This is a genomic window from Porcibacter vitabionis, assembly GCF_046263795.1.
In the GTDB taxonomy this organism is placed as follows: Bacteria; Bacillota; Clostridia; order Lachnospirales; family Lachnospiraceae; genus Lachnocurva.
In genome coordinates, this window is the sequence record NZ_JBJYZD010000001.1 from 230585 (window position 1) to 247836 (window position 17252).

Sequence of the window (17252 nt, forward strand, 5' to 3'; positions counted from 1 at the left end):
ATTTCTAACTTTTAAGATAAAGTGAATAATGCTCTATATCTCTTACTCCGTCTTACCACCTTCAACAACGAGGGTATCTTCATAATCTGCACCGTAGGTGTTGATCAGGGTAGCTTCGTAATCCTTGTGGAAGAAGTTGTCCTGGCCGAGGGTCTCAATCTCTTCGTTGATCCAGTTCTTCAGAGTGCCATTACCCTTGGTAACTGCAGGAGCGATGGTATCCTTCTCGCCGAGTTCTTTGATACCAACAGTGTATCCGGGATTCTCTTTTGCAAATGCGATAACTTCGGTGTTGTCGTTAGCCCAAGCTACGCCGGTGCCATTTTCGAAGGCGGACTTCGCTGCTGCATAGGTGTCGAACTTCTGGAGCTTGATCTCAGGGTTGTGCTTGGTGAGATAGGTCTCAGCAGTGGTACCGGAGATTACGATAACCTGATCATCTGCACCGATCTGGTCCAGGGAGGTAATAACGTTATCTTTATGAGATACAAGGCCAAGTGCTACATTCATGTAAGGAAGGGCGAAATCAACCTGCTCTGCTCTCTCATCAGTTACAGTAAAGTTTGCAAGGATCAGGTCAACCTTACCAGTCTGAAGGTACTCAACACGGGAAGCTGCTTCGGTAGATACATAGTTGACCTTAACACCGAGGTCTTCGCCGAGCTTGTTACCGAAGTATACGTCATAGCCCTGGTACTTACCATTCTCATCAACATATCCGAAAGGAGCCTTATCGGAAAATACACCGATGTTGATCTTGCCGGATTTCTTGATCTCATCAAGAGTTCTGAAGCCTGCATTCGAAGCTGTCTTTGTGGAAGCTGTTGCATCGGAAGACTTGCCAGCTGATCCGGTGCTGTTGCCGCATCCAGCAAGGAGGACTGCAAAAAGGCTTAAGGTAAGTCCCAGAGTTGCGATTCTCTTTACCAGATTCTTCTTTTTCATAATGTTTCTCCTCTTTTTTCTTTTTCTATAAAACTTTTTTCTTTCTCCCGCCGGTTCTATCCCGGTTTCCTGTCGTAATACAAAAAAATTCCGGAATCCGTAAGAATTCGGATTCCGGAACTTAAGAGCGCCAACGCTATCGTATTCTCACATCAAGGCATACAAGAAGGAATCCCGGAATTCTGTTTTGAATCGGAACAACAACATGACATATGCATTTTGATGTTGAATAAGTTCTGCATCGCTTTCTCCTTTCTTTTCTTACGATGATGATAATATATCCCACTATTCCTACTATGTCAATAGAGAATTAGGATTTTATTTCAATAAAGTTATCTCTTCCACCTTCTTGTAATCCTCTTTATCAATGATCCTTGGTATAAAAAGGGAGCTGGAAAAAATGATGATCTCATTTTTTCCAGCTCCCTTTCTTATTTTTTATTTCCCGTTCTCTTCATTCTGATTACGGATGGCATGCCGCACGCCCTCCATCTGATTTTCCAGATGGATGTGCATGATCTGCTTGACATAATCCTTGTCCTTCCTTTTCAGACCCTCCAGGATTCTCGCATGCTCTGAAACAAGTTTGTCATAATCCGCATTATCCTTGACATACTCGTAACGGTAACGGTACATCTGTTCTCTCAGATTGGAGACAATATTCTCCAGTTTCGGATTGTCTGTGATCTTATAGATCACATCATGGAAGTGCTCATCCATCTCGACGATCTTCCGAACATCGTCCTCTTTCACGGCCACTTCGAAATCTTCCATGGCCTTTTCCAGTTCCCGGTAGCTATTCTCATCGATCTTCTCACAGGCCTTGCTGACCGAAAGCTCATCCAGAGCATCCCGAATCTCCAGCACATCTTCCAGATCCTTCTCGGTCATTCCGGCGACCTGGGCTCCCTTTCTGGGAATGGTGATCGCCAGTCCCTCCTGCTCCAGCATCCGAATGGCCTCACGGATCGGTGTCCGGCTAACGCCCAATTTCTCAGCCAGATGCATCTCCATCAGACGCTCGCCCGGTTTCAGCTCCCCCTTCAGTATTGCATCCCTTAAGGTATGGAAAACCACATCCCGTAAGGGTAGAAAGGCATCCATATTCAATTTCAGCTCAGTCATTTTGATCTCCTTATGAAAAAGTTCTGCCGGTAAAATGCAGACCAAAGATTTCATATCCCGGATACCGGCTCTTCAATGTTTCTTTTGCGGCAAGCATTCGATCCTTCGATGCGAACAGCCCGAAGACCGTCGGTCCGCTGCCGCTCATCATGGCTCCATAGGCCCCCTCTTTTCGAAGAGCCTTTTCCAGCTCTCTTATGATGGGATGACGCGGTGCCGTTACTTCTTCCAATACATTTCCCATATGCTGGGCAAAAGACTGCAGATTTCCGGCCTCTGCCTTATTTAAGAGAAGCTCGGTGTCCGGATGCCGGATGGAAACGCAGTCGTCATAAGCCTGATAGACCTCTCTTGTACTGACAGAAATCGGTGGTTTCACCAGAAGGACGGATTCATTCAAGGGAAGTCCCTCTACCGGTGTCAGGATCTCTCCGATTCCCTCCGAAAGCATTGTGCCTCCATGGAGACAATAAGGAATATCCGCTCCTAAGCTGACCGCAAGCTCTTCCAGCTCCCTGTCCTTTACCTCCAGATTCTCCAGTTTCTCGATACAGTGAATGACTGCTGCAGCATCCGCTGAGCCACCGGCCAGTCCTGCTGCCATTGGGATACATTTCTCCAAATGGATCTGATAGAAATGATCCAGATGGAAGTGCTCCTTCATAGCTTTCAAAGCCTTCCTGCAAAGATTGGATTCGTCTACGGAAAGGGCAGGATCAGAGCAGGTCATGGAATCTGCCTTGTCACTATATGAAACTGTCACAGTATCATAGAGAGAGACCGTCTGCATGAGCATTCTCACCAGATGATAGCCGTCCTCCCGTCTGCCGGTGATGTCGAGGAAGAGATTGATTTTCGCCGGAACACGATAAGTAATTGCATTGTTCATCAATAGCACCACTTTTGTATGCAAGCCGTTTTTTGTATACACACATTGTATTGTAACACGAACAATTTAAAAAGACAAGTCTCAGCTTCTCAGCTTCCTTGATTTACTTTCTTGGCCTGGTCAAATTCATGAAGAAGGGTCAGTTCGTTTTCCTCGACCGGCGGTTTTCCGGATGGTTCCCAGGCCTCGGGGACCGGATCACCCTGCTCCCGTTTGGCCTCCAGGATCGCTTCATTCAGTGACAGCATTTTGGCGTCCAGCATGGAAACGATGCTTGCACACTCTCTTAAGTCCCGACTGATATAGTCCGGTGCATTGCCTTCGAATTTATAATAGATCTTATGTTCCAGGGATGCCCAGAAGTCCATGGCCAGTGTCCGGATCTGGACTTCCACCTTGGTATCTACGACCCGGTCGGAGAGGAAGATCGGGATGGTCACGATCATGTGATAGCTCTTATAACCGCTGGGTTTGGGATTCTTGATATAGTCCTTGGTAGAGAGGACTGTGATGTCATTCTGGCTCCGGATCATGTCAGCAAGGCGATAAATATCCGAAGTGAAGGAACAGACAATTCGGATACCTGCCACATCATTGATATATTTCACCATATTCTCAATGGTGGATGCATAGCCGTAACGCTTCAGTTTCTTCACAATGCTTTCCGGCTGTTTGATCCTCTTTTTAACGTATTCGATGGGATTGTATTGATGAATATGCTGAAACTCATCATTTAAGATCTCGACTTTGGTTCCCATTTCCTTCAGGGCCGAATGATATAACAGCATAAAGGAGTTCCAGGAGTCCACTCCTTCACTCATATATTCCTGTACATTCAAAAGAATACCTCCTCATTTTGAACCTGTCGGCTCAATATTCGTCTTCTTCCAGAACCTCGATCTCCAGATAGTCAAAATCGATCCCATCCTGGAAACAGTCCTGTGTAAAACGGGTCTTACTTCTTTTTTGAAATTCCCGGATGTTTGCATCCAGCCAGATCGGATGGGCCAGATCAAAAGCCAGACAGATCTGATCGACCGCCTGAAAAATTTTATGTGTCCGGGTCTCTTCACCACCAATCGTCACCGTAAGATCCCGGAGCATATGATTGTCTTTCCATTCCTTAAACCAGATTTTCATAGAGTCCTCTCCTCTGCCGTTTGGCTTCATACATAAGGATCCCGGCTGACATGGCGGCATTCAGAGATTCCAGCTTTCCTTCCATAGGAATCCGGATCTTCTGATCAGAGATTTCGGCGGTCTTTTCCTTCAGGCCACGTCCCTCATTTCCAATCAGAAATCCGGTGGATCCCCGATAATCCGCATCAAAGTAAGAGACGCTGCCGGGAAGCCAGGCCGCAAAGAGACGGACTCCTCTTTTTTTCAGGTTCAAGAGAAGCTCATACCAGTTTTCTTCCGACTGGATTGCGATAAATGGCATACGGAAGAGACTTCCCATGGTCGAACGAACCACCTTGGGCTGGAAAGGATCCGTGCAACCCGGTCCCAGAATCAGGCCATTTGCACCGGCGCCCTCTGCCGTTCGAAACATGGTTCCCAGATTTCCCGGATCCTGAATATCCTCCGGCAGGAGGAACATGGGGTGATCGCACGAAAACAGATCCTCGATCGAATAGGATGGCATAGCCGTCACAGAGAGGATACCCTGGGGATGCTCGGTATCTGCCATTTTCTGCATGACTTCATCCGAAACCAGAACAAGACTGCATTGGTCGATTTGCATCTGGTCTAAATTTCTCAAATTGGAAAGATCCGCCCGGTCAGAAAAATATGCTGAGAGTTTTTCCATATGGCCCGGATTTCGATAGAAGGATTCGGAAATATAGAGCTCTTCCAGAAGTTCCCCGGGAGTCTCTAATACCATACGGATCCCTTCCGAGACAAATGAAAGGCTGCTGTAACGGCATTTTTTCTTTTTTTCAAGCTGAATGATTTCCCGAACGCGGGCATTGGAAAGGCTTGTGATCATATTTTCCCCTAAAAAAGGACTGTGAAACCCAAAAGTTGTCACAGTCCTTCAAAGTTCTCATTAAAATTTCAAGGAAGAAAATCCTTAGTTATTGGCCAGAGTTCTGCAGATACCTACCTGGTATTCATCCATCTGCTTCTGCATTGCAAGAGCCTCATCCAGATCGGTGTCGACATATTCACCATGGCGATAGCCGATAACTCTCTGCTCTTTTCCTGCGAGAAGAAGATCTACTGCCAAAGCACCCATCGTCGATGCATAGACACGATCACGGGCAGTCGGAGAACCGCCACGCTGCATATGACCCAGAATGGTAGCTCTTGTCTCGATACCGGTCGCAGCCTCGATCCGCTTTGCCATAGAAGAAGAATGTCCGATACCCTCAGCATTGATGATCAGATGATGCTGCTTACCCTTCTTACGGCCTTCAATGATATGATTTACAATCTTCTGCTCATCATAGTCATAGCGCTCCGGAAGGAGGACATCTTCGGCACCGTTTGCAATACCGCACCAAAGAGCGATGTAACCGGCACCACGTCCCATAACCTCAACAATCGAACATCTCTCATGAGAAGTCGAAGTATCACGAATCTTATCAATGGCTTCCATTGCAGTATTGACTGCAGTATCAAAGCCGATGGTATATTCGGTAGAAGCGACATCCAGGTCGATGGTACCCGGCATGGAAACGGTATTGATTCCATGATTCTTCAGGTTTCTTGCACCCTTGTAAGATCCGTCACCACCGATTACAACAACGGCATCCAGACCGTGCTTACGGCAGATGTCTGCGGCTTTCTGCTGATACTCTTCCTGAAGGAACTCCAGGCAGCGGGCAGTCTGCAGAATGGTACCGCCGCGGGAAATAATATCGGAAACACTGTGCTGATCCATGGGTGCCATTTCCTCTGCCAGAAGGCCGGCATATCCTCTGTGAATGCCATATACCTCAAGTCCCTTCGCAAGGCCCTGCCTTACAACTGCACGGATCGCAGCATTCATTCCGGGAGCATCTCCACCGCTGGTCAGAACGCCAATACGCTTTACCTTATCTGCCATAATATCCTCCAATCAAAATACCAATCAGATCAATTCATTTTCATTAAAATTCATTCGGGTATCATTCTAATACCCTTTCCTGCCAAATTCAACAGGCTTTTCAACGGTTTCTATGTTATTTTCACCGAATTTTGCCTTTAACTCTGCCAAAAGTCCCCTATCATCTCGGAAACGGTACCGGCCTCTATTTTGCAGAATATTTTTTCCCTTTGGCTGGTCAGCGAGATAAATCAGCAGGCGATCCTCTCCATTCGGGTCCTGGGGCAGCTGAAGGAGGTCCTGCTTTGCCGCCTCATAGTCTTTCGTATGATCAAATCGAAGCCAGACCTGGATGGGCAATTCATCAAAACCTCTTAATTCCTCTGCCAGAAGCTGGGAATCCGCATCATCTTTCGTGGAGACTTTTCCGTAAATATAGACCTTCCGGTCTCTTTCCAGGAGATAGCGCCACTTTTCGAAAATACGAGGGAAGAGAGTCACTTCCACAGTCCCTGCCAGATCCTCGATCGTTACAAAGCCCATGAGCTGGCCTTTTTTTGTCGTGATGGTCTTCATTTCCGTAACCATGCCGCCAATCGTGACATACTGGCCGTCATGCAGGATCAGATCCTTGTCCTCCTGGCCGTCCTCCCGATGGAAGTCATAGGAATGAGCCGTCACCATCTTCTTCATCATCAAGAGATCGCTGTCCAGGGGATGTCCGCTGATATAGATGCCTAAGACCTCCTTCTCATTCTGCAGGAGGTCTGACCGGTCATATTCCGGTACATCAGGCATAGCCTCCTCCGCTCTCTTTTGTTCGCTGGCACGGATATTGGCCTTCTCCTCTTCCGGTACAACATCCAGAAAGCTCATCTGCCCTTCGATCTCGTTTTTACCCGCATGCTTTATGGAAGACAAAATGTCATCCACGATCCTGGAATAAGACATCATCATCTGACGGCGGTTTTTGGCCAGGCCATCCAGGGCTCCGGCCTTGATCAGATTTTCGATGTTCCTTTTATTCACTTTTCCCTCGTCTTTTTTCATCATGCGTTCGAGGAAGTCATAGAGCGAAAGGAAGGGGCCGTTTTCCTCCCGTTCGAGAAGAATGGCATCCACGACCTGGATCCCCATGCCCTTGACAGCATAGAGACCGTAACGGATCTTCTGATCCTTGGCAGAAAAGGTGCCTGTGCCCTCATTGACCGAAGGCGGGAGCACCCGGATCCCCATATCCCTGCAGACGGAAATATATTGCGTGATCTTCTCTGTCCGATCGACAAAGGATGTCATCAAAGCAGCCATGAATTCCGCCGGATAATAATGCTTGAAATAGGCAGTCTGGTAGGCAACCACTGCATAGCAGGCAGCATGGGACTTATTAAAAGCATAAGAGGCAAAATCCAGCATCTGGTCGAAGATCTTGTTGGCGGCTTCCTCCGAGATCCCGTTTTTTACACAGCCCGGTATGGACTTGTCGGGATCCTTTGGATCCGGCCTGCCATGAACGAAGACATCCCGGATCTTCACCATCTCATCCATATGCTTTTTGGCCATGGCCCGGCGGACATTATCGGCTTCTCCCAGGGAGAAGCCAGCCAGATCACGGACGATCTGCATGACCTGCTCCTGATAGACGATACAACCATAGGTCGGCCGCAGGATCGGTTCCAGTTCCGGTGTGATATAGGTGATACTGTTCTTGTTTTCCTTGCCTCGGATATAATCTCCGATAAACTGCATGGGACCCGGCCGATAGAGGGAGATCCCGGCTGTGACCTCTTCCAGGCTCTGGGGCTTCAACTGCTTCATGAAGGACTTCATGCCGCCGGACTCCAGCTGGAAGATGCCCTCGGTATGACCGTTTCCCATTTCTTCAAAAACGCCCGGATCATCATAGGTAAAGCCGCTGATGTCAATATGCTTTCCATAATTTCTTTCCGCCATCATGTCAGCATCTTTGATCACGGTCAATGTCCTTAAGCCGAGGAAATCCATCTTCAAAAGGCCGAGCTCTTCATCGATCGTCATGGTATATTGCGTCACCAGCGGGCCATCCGGTTCGTTTCTCGAAACCGGGACGAATTCCGTCATGGGCTTCTGAGCGATAATGACACCGGATGCATGGGTGGAAGTATTGGCGGGAAGACCCTCCAGGGCTCTGGCCTTATCCACCAGATCCCTGACTTTCGGATCGTTTTCATAGAGATCCCTGAAATCCGGGCTCTCCTCCAGAGCCTTCTTCAAAGTGATTTTCGGCGTGGACGGAATGGTCTTTGCGATCCGGTCTCTTTCTGCGTAAGGGACTCCCAGTGCCCGCCCGACGGCATGAATGGCATTTCTTGCAGCCAAGGTACCAAAGGTCACGATCTGGGTCACGCAGTCCTTCCCGTATTTCTCGACTACATAATCAATGACATCCTGGCGGCGGACGTATTCAATGTCCACATCAATATCAGGCATGGACTTTCTCTCTTTATTCAAAAACCGCTCAAAAAAGAGATCAAAACGCAAGGGGTCGATATCCGTGATCCCTGTCGTATAGCTGACCAGAGATCCGGCGGCAGAGCCTCGTCCGGGTCCGACCGCTATGCCATGTGTCCGGGCAAAATTAATGAAATCCCAGACGATCAGGAAATAATCTACAAAACCCATTTCATGAATCACGGAAAGCTCATAATCCAGCTGCTTTCTCGCTTTCAGAAACAGTTTTTCGTTCCCGCCATAGCGTCTCTTTAAACCGTCCGAACAGAGTTTATTCAGATAGGTCCAGGCATCATAGCCTTCCGGCACCTGATAATGGGGCAGTTTTTCATCATGAAATGTAAAGCTTACGTCACAGCGGTCTGCGATCTTCTGTGTGTTTTCCAGGGCAGAAGGTGCAAAAGGAAAGAGCTTTCTCATTTCCTCTTCCGACTTGACATAGAACTGCCGGCCCGGATAACGGCGGCGATCCGTATCCGTGATCAGATGATTCCCCTGCATACAGAGAAGGATATCATGGGCATCGGCATCCTCTTCTCTTGTATAATGACAGTCATTGGTGGCCACCATGGGAATGCCGGTCTCTTCATGAAGACGGAGGACCCCCTGGATCAGGGTCTTGTCATCGGAAATGCCATGGTCCTGCATTTCCAGGAAATAGTTGTCCGGGCCGAAGATCCCCTGATAGCGAAGAGCTGCTTTCTTCGCCTTCTCGTACTGGCCCTGGGTAATATTTCGTGCCACCTCTCCCGCAAGACAGGCAGACAGGCAGATAAGGCCTTCATGATATTTCTCGAGAAGCGAATCATCGATTCTCGGCCGATAATAAAAACCATCGATGAAGCCCTGGGAAACAATCTTTACCAGATTCTGATAGCCATGATTGTTTTCCGCCAGAAGGATCAGATGGTAATATTTCTCTTCTTTATTTTTTTCCAGGCGGGAACAGGGTGCGACATAGACCTCACAGCCGATGATCGGTTTGATCCCCTGCGCCTTACATTCCTTGTAGAAATCGATGGTGCCATACATCACACCATGATCCGTTATCGCACAGGCCGTCTGCCCCAGTTCCTTGACCCGGCGGACATAGTCCGGGATCTTATTCGTTGCATCCTTCAGGCTGTATTCTGTATGAGAATGCAGATGCACAAAGCTCATCGGCCGCCTGCCTTTCCGTCTCTTTCTATTCTCTTCTTCCCGCAGTTTTCAATCCATTTCATTCCGAGATAGCAGGCAGTCAGAGAAAGAAAGAGAACAATACAGAAACCGTAAGCATTGTTCGGCATCTTGAGATATTCCGAACAGAAAGCAGAGATCGCATTGAAAGTCATATGGGTAAGGATGGGGACAAGAATCGTATCTGTCTTCAGATAGAGCCAGCCCAAAATAAGACCCAGGGCAAAGGCATAGCTGAACTGAACAAAATTCATATGAACCAGACCGAAGAGAAGGGCCTGGATGAGATTTGCAGCCCAGAAGGGGAAGACCTTTTTCCCATAGTGCAAAGTCAGACCGCGGAAAGCCAGTTCCTCACAGATTGGGCCGAGACATGCCGCATAGACGATCGTTAACAGGTGAAAAGACTCCAGGCCGGATGCTTCCATAAGCTTGTTATAGTCAGAAACGGTAGACGGGAAAGCAACTGCATCAATTGCGACGATATAATTGGCCAGATACTGGCAGCTAAGTGCAATCAGGACGACACCGATCAGAAACAGAGGAGATAGTCCGCGTAAGCTTCTCTCTTCCTTTTTCGAATGCTTCCGGAAAAAGAAGAGGAAGAGACAGATACAGATCAGGGCATAGACCGAAGAAGCCGCCATCAGAAAATCCGTATCGGTCAGTCCTTTTTTTATGGTGTTCAGTAAATCATCCAGACTGTCGAAAGTCCTGGACGCATAGAGAAACAGTGCATAGAAGACGCCCCCGATCATGGTGACAATACTTGTTACAAGTTCAATTGCAACAATGGGGAACAAAATCTTCAGATAGTCGGATACTTTATACTTCATAAGACTCCTTCTCTTGTTTCAATCTAGTGATATCTGTCTGGTGATATCGGTTGATATCGGTCTGGTGGTATCAGTCTTGTAATATCGGTGCCGCAAAAATGACATGGACCATCGTGCCTTTCGCCACTCCCTTAGGATCACCGGGAAAGGAAGTCTAAGACCTCTGCCATTTTTTCTCTTCCACCCTTCAAGCCTTCCTCGTAAAGCATCTGGTTCTTTATCGGATCCTTGGTATAGGTCGTCATCCGGATCTTACCGGACGGACAGAAGAGATAGGCTTTTCCTTCTCTTTCCAGGCGAAGCAGCTCTTCCTTCTCCCGGTTATATTCCTCATGCCGGTGATTCAGAAGATCTACTATTTTAGGGAACTTTCTCTTCAGTGCAGCTGTATAGGCCAGCCGATTTCCCTGCGGTTCCATGACAAAATCTCTCGGCTTCGACATCACGGCAACGATCCTGTCACAGCCGTCGGCCTCCATTTTCTCCACCGGAATCGAAGCACTGACACCACCGTCGAAATAATAATGACCATTGATCCGAATCGGCTTTGTGATCACAGGTAAGGCACAGGTTGCCATAATCGGCCTATAATCATGAGGTCCGCAATCCCTGGATGTAAAGTAATGCGGTTTTCCGGTCTTCCCATCTGTTGCCGGAAAATAGAACTCGGTCGGACTGGAAGTCCATTTCTCAAAATCCGCCGGATCCGTTCCGCCCTCTTCTGTCATTTCTCCGTAAATATAAGTCAGGCCGAAATAATTTCCGGTCTTTAGGAAGGACTTCATCGAAATATAGCTGGGATCATCGACATAATCGACATAAAAGCGCCGGTTTCTGTCCCTCTGTCCGCCCAGGAAAGAAACAATATTGGCCGCACCGGCGGAAACTCCGATCGCATAATCAAAGTTCAAACCCTGATCCAGGAAGGCATCCAATACACCTGCGCTGTAGGCACATTTCATGCCGCCTCCCTCAACAAATAAAGCCGTCTTCATTTCTTTTTCCTCCATTTTAACACATCTGTCCGATAAAAACATTTGTTTGGTTTGGTCTATATTCATTGATGTATCATTATAGCGGTTTTCACGCGACTGTGGGGCATTCTTTATACAATCCCAAAAAACTGTATATTGAGGCAGACTTTCAATTCTCTTATCATCAATATTAAGTAGAAGGACTGGGCCTTAACTGCTTTATTTTGTATATTTCTTACAAAATAAAAGGGCTTTGTTCTCTTGCTTTACGGCTCGTACCGCATTTTACGGTACAGCCTATGTCACCAGATACATGAACAAAGGATTAGGGTGAGTAATATGGAACAGCAAGAAGTACAAGAAGGAACTTTTGACAAGGCAAAACATGCTGCCGAGAGAAAAGCGTTCGATGTTGCTATTACAGCAGCCTTGAAGCATATCGACAAGGACCGTGGCAAGGCAATGATCCAGATGGTCAATCTGGTAGAAAAGATCCTCGGTGATACATGGCCGGATCGTGCCTATGAGGCCCTGAGAAATGTATTCCGGGATCCGGATTCCAAGTGGATGAAATATACCAACGCCATGTTCGATGACATTGATCCGAAGCTAATCAAGATGGCAGCTTTGAATCTCGGCTATGAGGCAGGTTTCCGCGGATATAAGAGAACCAGAGAGCTTTCTGAGAAGTTGAATGCAAGCATTCCCTGGTCGATCCTGATCGACCCGACCTCCGCCTGCAACCTCCACTGTACCGGCTGCTGGGCTGCTGAATATGGTCATCAGATGAGCCTTACTTATGAGCAGCTCGATGATGTCATCACTCAGGGTGAGGCGCTTGGTATCTATTCCTGGCTCTACACCGGTGGTGAGCCTACCGTTCGTAAGAATGATCTCTTCAAACTCTGCGAGAAGCATCCGCACAGCAATTTCCAGTGCTTTACCAACGGAACCCTGATCGATGATGAGTTCTGTGAAAACATTCTTCGTGTCGGAAACTTCTTCCCCAATATTTCTCTGGAAGGATTTGAAGATGCAAATGACGGCCGTCGTGGCGAGGGCGACTTCCAGTCCGTTATGGCAGCCATGGATCGTCTGAAGGCTCACAAGTGTCTCTTCGGTCTCTCCATCTGCTACACCAGAGCTAACTACAAGACTGTAACTTCGGATGAGTTCCTGGATATGGTCATCGAAAAGGGTGCTAAGTACATCTGGTACTTCCATTATATGCCGGTTGGAAATGATGCTTCTACCGATCTCCTTCTGACTCCGGACGAGCGTGAATATATGTATCACAGAGTTCGTGAGATCCGTGGTTTTGAAGGTGGTAAGCCTATCATGGCAATTGACTTCCAGAACGATGGTGAGTTCGTCGGCGGATGTGTTGCCGGAGGCCGTGAATACTGCCACATCAACCCCAATGGTGATGTAGAGCCCTGCGTATTCATCCACTACTCCAGTGCTAATATCAAGGATAAGAGTCTTCTGGAATGTCTGCAGCAGCCGATCTTCCAGAAATATCGGGAAGGACAGCCGTTCAACGAAAACCATCTTCGTCCTTGCCCTATGCTTGAGAATCCGGAAAAGCTGAGAGAGATCGTAGCAGAGACCGGTGCAAAGTCTACTGATATGCAGTCACCGGAGAGTGTTGATGCTCTTTGTGGCAAGTGTGATCCTTATGCAGCAGAATGGGCTGACCGTGCTGCTAAGCTTTGGAAAGAAAGCCAGGAAGAGAAAGCAAAACGTGCCGCTGCTCCCCTCTCTGAAGCAGGAAAGGTTCGCGTAAGACCGGAAGCTTGAGCAATGAGCGATTGATTTTTTGGCTTGAACAAGCCTGCTCCTAAAGCTTTATCCTGAGTAAGGTTTGCACAAGACCGCTGGTGAAAAGGAAGCGGTCTGCAAGTTCATTTTTGATCTGCAAGTTCATTTTTAAAAAAACAGGGTGTATGGCATGCCATACACCCTGTTTTTCTTATCGTATGATATGATGATCGCCAAATATCGTAATACAGATCATTTTTCAAAATCGCGATAGTTGCACTCTGGAATGTGCCCCATTCTTAGGACATTTATCGTAAAATAAACCATTTTTCAAAAATCCGATAGTGAATCACGCCAATCCCTATCGTAAAATTCGAATCCCATTTATATTACGATATTTCTTGCTCCAGGCACCCGACAAACTATCATAAATTTCCATTCTCATTTCTATTACGATATTTGTTGGATTTATTTCTTCCCCCACTTCTTCTTGATTGCTCCTAACACATCCACCTTCTCTGCCTGGCCCGATGAAATCTGGCGGATGGCCGGCCAATGCTTAAGGAACATGAGGCCTGCCAGAACAAGAGCCAGGATCCCGGCTTCTTTCCCATGCAGGAGAAAGGCGAAGATGCAATATACCACCGGTATAAAGACCGCGCCAAGTCCCAGATACTGGCTGGCAAAGACGATCAGCATGCCCACGATCATAGAGACAAGTCCCGGTAAAGGATTCATGAGAAAATAGCCGGCGCAGGAAGTTGCCACTCCCTTGCCACCGTGAAAGCCTTGCCAGAAAGGATAATTGTGCCCCAGGGTCACGCCGATCACAGCATAGTAGACCACAAGGATTCCGATGCCATAGGCACCGGTGGATAAATGTAAAGCGTGGTTTACATTTACTCCGAAAAAGCGATAGAAAGGGGCCTTCGTGCTGTTCCCATAAAATAAGGTCGCTGTGACAAGAACCGCCAGGATCGTTTTTGTGAGATCACCGATCAGAACCGTGATCCCGGGGCCGAAGCCAAGATGAGCCATGACATTGGCCATACCGGGATTATGGCTGCTTCCGAGTTCCCGGCAGGGGCGGCCGGTCAGTTTCCGAGTCACCAGCTCTGCCGTAAGGAAGCAGCCAAAACCATATCCGATCAGTAATGTGAGAAGACGCGGTAAGATCTGCATTGGCCCTCCTTTCAAAATCACCTGCTCTGCCCGATGTAAAGCCCAAAGCACATCAGAAGCCCATCTCGATCAGAAATCCACCGTGATCTTGTCCAAGTGCCAGATATCATCCACATATTCCTGAATCGTCCGGTCGGATGAGAACTTGCCGACACAGGCAATATTGGTGATGGCCATTTTTGCCCATCGGCTCTTGTCCTCGTATGCCCTGACGATCTCTCTTCTCGCATTATCATAGGAGTGGAAATCCTTCAGTACGAAATAGGTATCTGCATACTGAGTGCACTGGGTATTGAGAAGGGAGTTATAGACATCACGGAAAAGCTCCGGATTTTCCGGGCTGTAGAAGCCATTGGTCATCTGATCCAGGACCTTTCGGATGCCTGCATCATTGTTATAGATCTCCATGGGATTGTAGTCCCGCTTCTCTTCATGAGAAATGACTTCATCTGCACTCATTCCGAAAATGAAGGCGTTCTCACGGCCCATTTCCTCCACCATTTCCACATTGGCTCCATCCATGGTACCCAAAGTGATGGCACCATTCAACATGAATTTCATATTCGAAGTACCGGAAGCCTCCTTGCTGGCTGTTGAGATCTGTTCGGAAATATCAGCCGCAGCGAAGATCCACTCGGCATTGGAAACCTTGTAATCTTCAATGAAAACTACCTTGATCTTGTTATGGATGGCAGGATCATTATTGATGACATTGGCGACATTGTTGATCAATTTAATGATCAGTTTGGCAATGTGATAGCCTGCAGACGCCTTGGCTCCGAAAATAAAGGTCCTCGGCGTGAAGTCCATCTCAGGATTCTCTTTCAATTCATTATAGAGATACATGATATCCAGGATATTCATGAGCTGACGCTTATATTCATGCAGTCTCTTGACCTGGACATCGAAAATGGAATTCGGATCCACTTCGATCCCGTTGTGCTCCAGAATATACTGAGCCAGTCTCTCCTTGTTATGATGCTTGATCTCCAGGAATTCTTTCTGAACCCTTGGATTATCGGCATAAGTCAGAAGGCCCCTGGTCTTATAGAGATCGGTCACCCAGTCTTTTCCGACATACTTTGTTACCCAATCTGCCAGTTCTCTGTCTCCATGGAGGAGAAAACGACGCTGGGTGATTCCATTGGTCTTATTCGAGAATTTCTCCGGATACATCTCATAGAAGTCCCGAAGTGTCTCCTTCTTCAAAATCTCTGTATGCAATTTTGCAACACCATTGACAGAATAGCTTCCTACAATGGCAAGGTAAGCCATCCTGACCTGACCATCCTGAACGATGGACATCCGGCGGACACGATCCTCATCTCCGGGGAATTTCTTCCGAATATCTTCGCAGAAGCGACGGTTGATCTCTTCTACGATCTGGTAAATTCTGGGCAGGAGACTGCTGAAGATATCGACCGGCCACTTCTCCAGGGCTTCCTGCATGATCGTATGGTTGGTATAAGCACAGCAGCGTGTGGTGATAGACCAGGCATCATCCCAGCCCAGATTTTCCTCATCCATAAGGATCCGCATCAGCTCGGCAACCGCCAGGGTCGGATGGGTGTCATTCATCTGGAAGGTAACCTTATCCGGAAGTCCGTGAATATCAATATGATGCTTATGATAGCGGTTGATAGCCCTTTGGAGAGAAGCCGAAACAAAGAAATACTGCTGACGCAGACGAAGCTCCTTGCCAAAAGGATGGCTGTCATTGGGATAGAGGACATCGACCAGATTCTGGGCCAATGTCTTCTCCTCTACTGCCTTCTCATAGGCGCCACGGTCAAAGGACTCCAGACTGAAGGCCTCCTTGGGCTCTGCATCCCACATGATAAGAGAATTGACCACATTGTTTCCAAAGCCGGTAATCGGCATATCATAAGGAACTGCCATAACACTATGGTAATTCTCCTGAACGAATTTATACTGGCCATCCGGCTGACGAACGGCCCGAACGGTGCCGCCGAACTTGATCTCATGGGCATATTCGGCTCTCTTCAGTTCAAAAGGATAGCCATTGGCAAGCCAGTCATCCGGCACTTCCTTCTGATAGCCGTCTTCGATCTTCTGACGGAACATTCCATAGCGGTAACGAATTCCACAGCCGTAAGCTGCATATCCAAGCGTTGACAGAGAATCCATAAAGCAGGCTGCCAGACGTCCCAGTCCTCCATTCCCCAGAGCCGGATCCGGTTCCTGATCCTCGATATCATTGATGTCAACTCCAAGATCCTCGAGATATTCCTTGAAATGATCATATTCTCCAAGATTCAGGAGGTTATTTCCCAGCGCTCTTCCAACCAGAAACTCCATAGACATATAGTAAACGATCTTAGGATCCTGCTTTGTCATGGCATCCTGACTGGCGATCCAGCGCTCGATCACTTCATCCTTAACGATCTGAGCAACTGCCTGATACTTTTCTTCCTTGCTGGCATCTTCCCAATGCTTACGGAAGAGGTTCAACGTATTGTGTTCCGCTTCCTCACGGAATTCCCGTTTTGACATATGTTCAAATCTCATGTAATTCCTCCATTTCGAGCTGAATTCAGAATATACTTGCATTCATTATACACTTATCCTGACTTCATTTTGTTAACTTTTTCGAATCGAATTGATTCATAAGCTGAATTTCACATGAATTCCACATGAATTACACTTGAATTTCAGAAGCCCAGGCAGATTTTATCGATGCAAAAAAGGGCCTCCGATGTTTATCGATGCAAAAAGGGCCTCCGATTTTCATCGATGCAAAAAAGGGCCTCCGATTCTTATCAATGCAAAAAAAGGCCTCCGATTTTCATCGGAGGTCCTCTTCATAACTTTTCTTTTAGCAG

13 protein-coding genes are annotated in these 17252 nt (G+C 47.5%); 1 reads left to right on the forward strand and 12 read right to left on the reverse strand.

Annotated elements, in window-relative coordinates; translation table 11 throughout:
• Positions 1-42 precede the first annotated feature (42 nt).
• The 10 genes from ACKX2L_RS01085 to ACKX2L_RS01130 all read right to left on the reverse strand — a co-directional run bounded on the left by ACKX2L_RS01085 (position 43) and on the right by ACKX2L_RS01130 (position 11487).
• Positions 43-945: a transporter substrate-binding domain-containing protein gene (locus tag ACKX2L_RS01085; protein ID WP_497552487.1), complete on the reverse strand. Its 903-nt coding sequence runs from the start codon at positions 943-945 to the stop codon at positions 43-45.
• A 438-nt stretch (positions 946-1383) separates the two neighbouring features.
• Positions 1384-2070: a GntR family transcriptional regulator gene (locus ACKX2L_RS01090; RefSeq protein ID WP_497550779.1), complete on the reverse strand. Its 687-nt coding sequence runs from the start codon at positions 2068-2070 to the stop codon at positions 1384-1386.
• 10 nt (positions 2071-2080) lie between these two features.
• Positions 2081-2959, reverse strand: a complete 879-nt coding sequence (gene ispE / locus ACKX2L_RS01095) for a 4-(cytidine 5'-diphospho)-2-C-methyl-D-erythritol kinase (protein ID WP_497552488.1) — start codon at positions 2957-2959, stop codon at positions 2081-2083.
• Between the two features lie 89 nt (positions 2960-3048).
• Positions 3049-3780, reverse strand: a complete 732-nt coding sequence (locus tag ACKX2L_RS01100; RefSeq protein ID WP_497550879.1) for a GTP pyrophosphokinase — start codon at positions 3778-3780, stop codon at positions 3049-3051.
• 49 nt (positions 3781-3829) lie between these two features.
• Complete coding sequence (locus ACKX2L_RS01105) at positions 3830-4099, reverse strand: hypothetical protein (protein WP_497552489.1); 270 nt, start codon at positions 4097-4099, stop codon at positions 3830-3832.
• The gene (locus ACKX2L_RS01110; protein ID WP_497552490.1) at positions 4083-4949 is read right to left on the reverse strand and encodes a TrmH family RNA methyltransferase; all 867 of its coding nucleotides are present in this window, start codon (positions 4947-4949) and stop codon (positions 4083-4085) included. Before ACKX2L_RS01110 ends, ACKX2L_RS01105 begins: the two co-directional genes overlap by 17 nt.
• A gap of 84 nt (positions 4950-5033) precedes the next feature.
• Positions 5034-6011 (reverse strand): 6-phosphofructokinase, encoded by a 978-nt coding sequence (pfkA, locus tag ACKX2L_RS01115; protein WP_497552491.1) that lies wholly within the window; start codon positions 6009-6011, stop codon positions 5034-5036.
• A gap of 66 nt (positions 6012-6077) precedes the next feature.
• Positions 6078-9638: a DNA polymerase III subunit alpha gene (locus ACKX2L_RS01120; protein WP_497552492.1), complete on the reverse strand. Its 3561-nt coding sequence runs from the start codon at positions 9636-9638 to the stop codon at positions 6078-6080.
• Positions 9635-10492 carry a CPBP family intramembrane glutamic endopeptidase gene (locus ACKX2L_RS01125; protein WP_497552493.1) on the reverse strand — a complete coding sequence of 286 codons (858 nt, stop codon included), beginning with the start codon at positions 10490-10492 and terminating at the stop codon, positions 9635-9637. Before ACKX2L_RS01125 ends, ACKX2L_RS01120 begins: the two co-directional genes overlap by 4 nt.
• 137 nt (positions 10493-10629) lie before the next feature.
• Positions 10630-11487 (reverse strand): patatin-like phospholipase family protein, encoded by an 858-nt coding sequence (locus ACKX2L_RS01130; RefSeq protein WP_497550786.1) that lies wholly within the window; start codon positions 11485-11487, stop codon positions 10630-10632.
• A gap of 318 nt (positions 11488-11805) precedes the next feature.
• Here ACKX2L_RS01130 and ACKX2L_RS01135 point away from each other — a divergent pair, with 318 nt between their 5' ends.
• On the forward strand, positions 11806-13266 hold the full coding sequence (locus ACKX2L_RS01135) for a radical SAM/SPASM domain-containing protein (protein WP_497550787.1): 1461 nt from the start codon (positions 11806-11808) through the stop codon (positions 13264-13266).
• Positions 13267-13695: 429 nt separating this feature from the next.
• On the opposite strand, the gene ACKX2L_RS01140 is transcribed toward ACKX2L_RS01135, so the two are convergent.
• Both ACKX2L_RS01140 and ACKX2L_RS01145 read right to left on the reverse strand, forming a co-directional pair.
• Positions 13696-14409 (reverse strand): glycerol-3-phosphate acyltransferase, encoded by a 714-nt coding sequence (locus tag ACKX2L_RS01140; protein WP_497550788.1) that lies wholly within the window; start codon positions 14407-14409, stop codon positions 13696-13698.
• Positions 14410-14478: 69 nt separating this feature from the next.
• Positions 14479-16938, reverse strand: coding sequence for a glycogen/starch/alpha-glucan phosphorylase (locus ACKX2L_RS01145; RefSeq protein ID WP_497550789.1), 2460 nt, complete (start codon positions 16936-16938; stop codon positions 14479-14481).
• Positions 16939-17252: the final 314 nt, after the last annotated feature.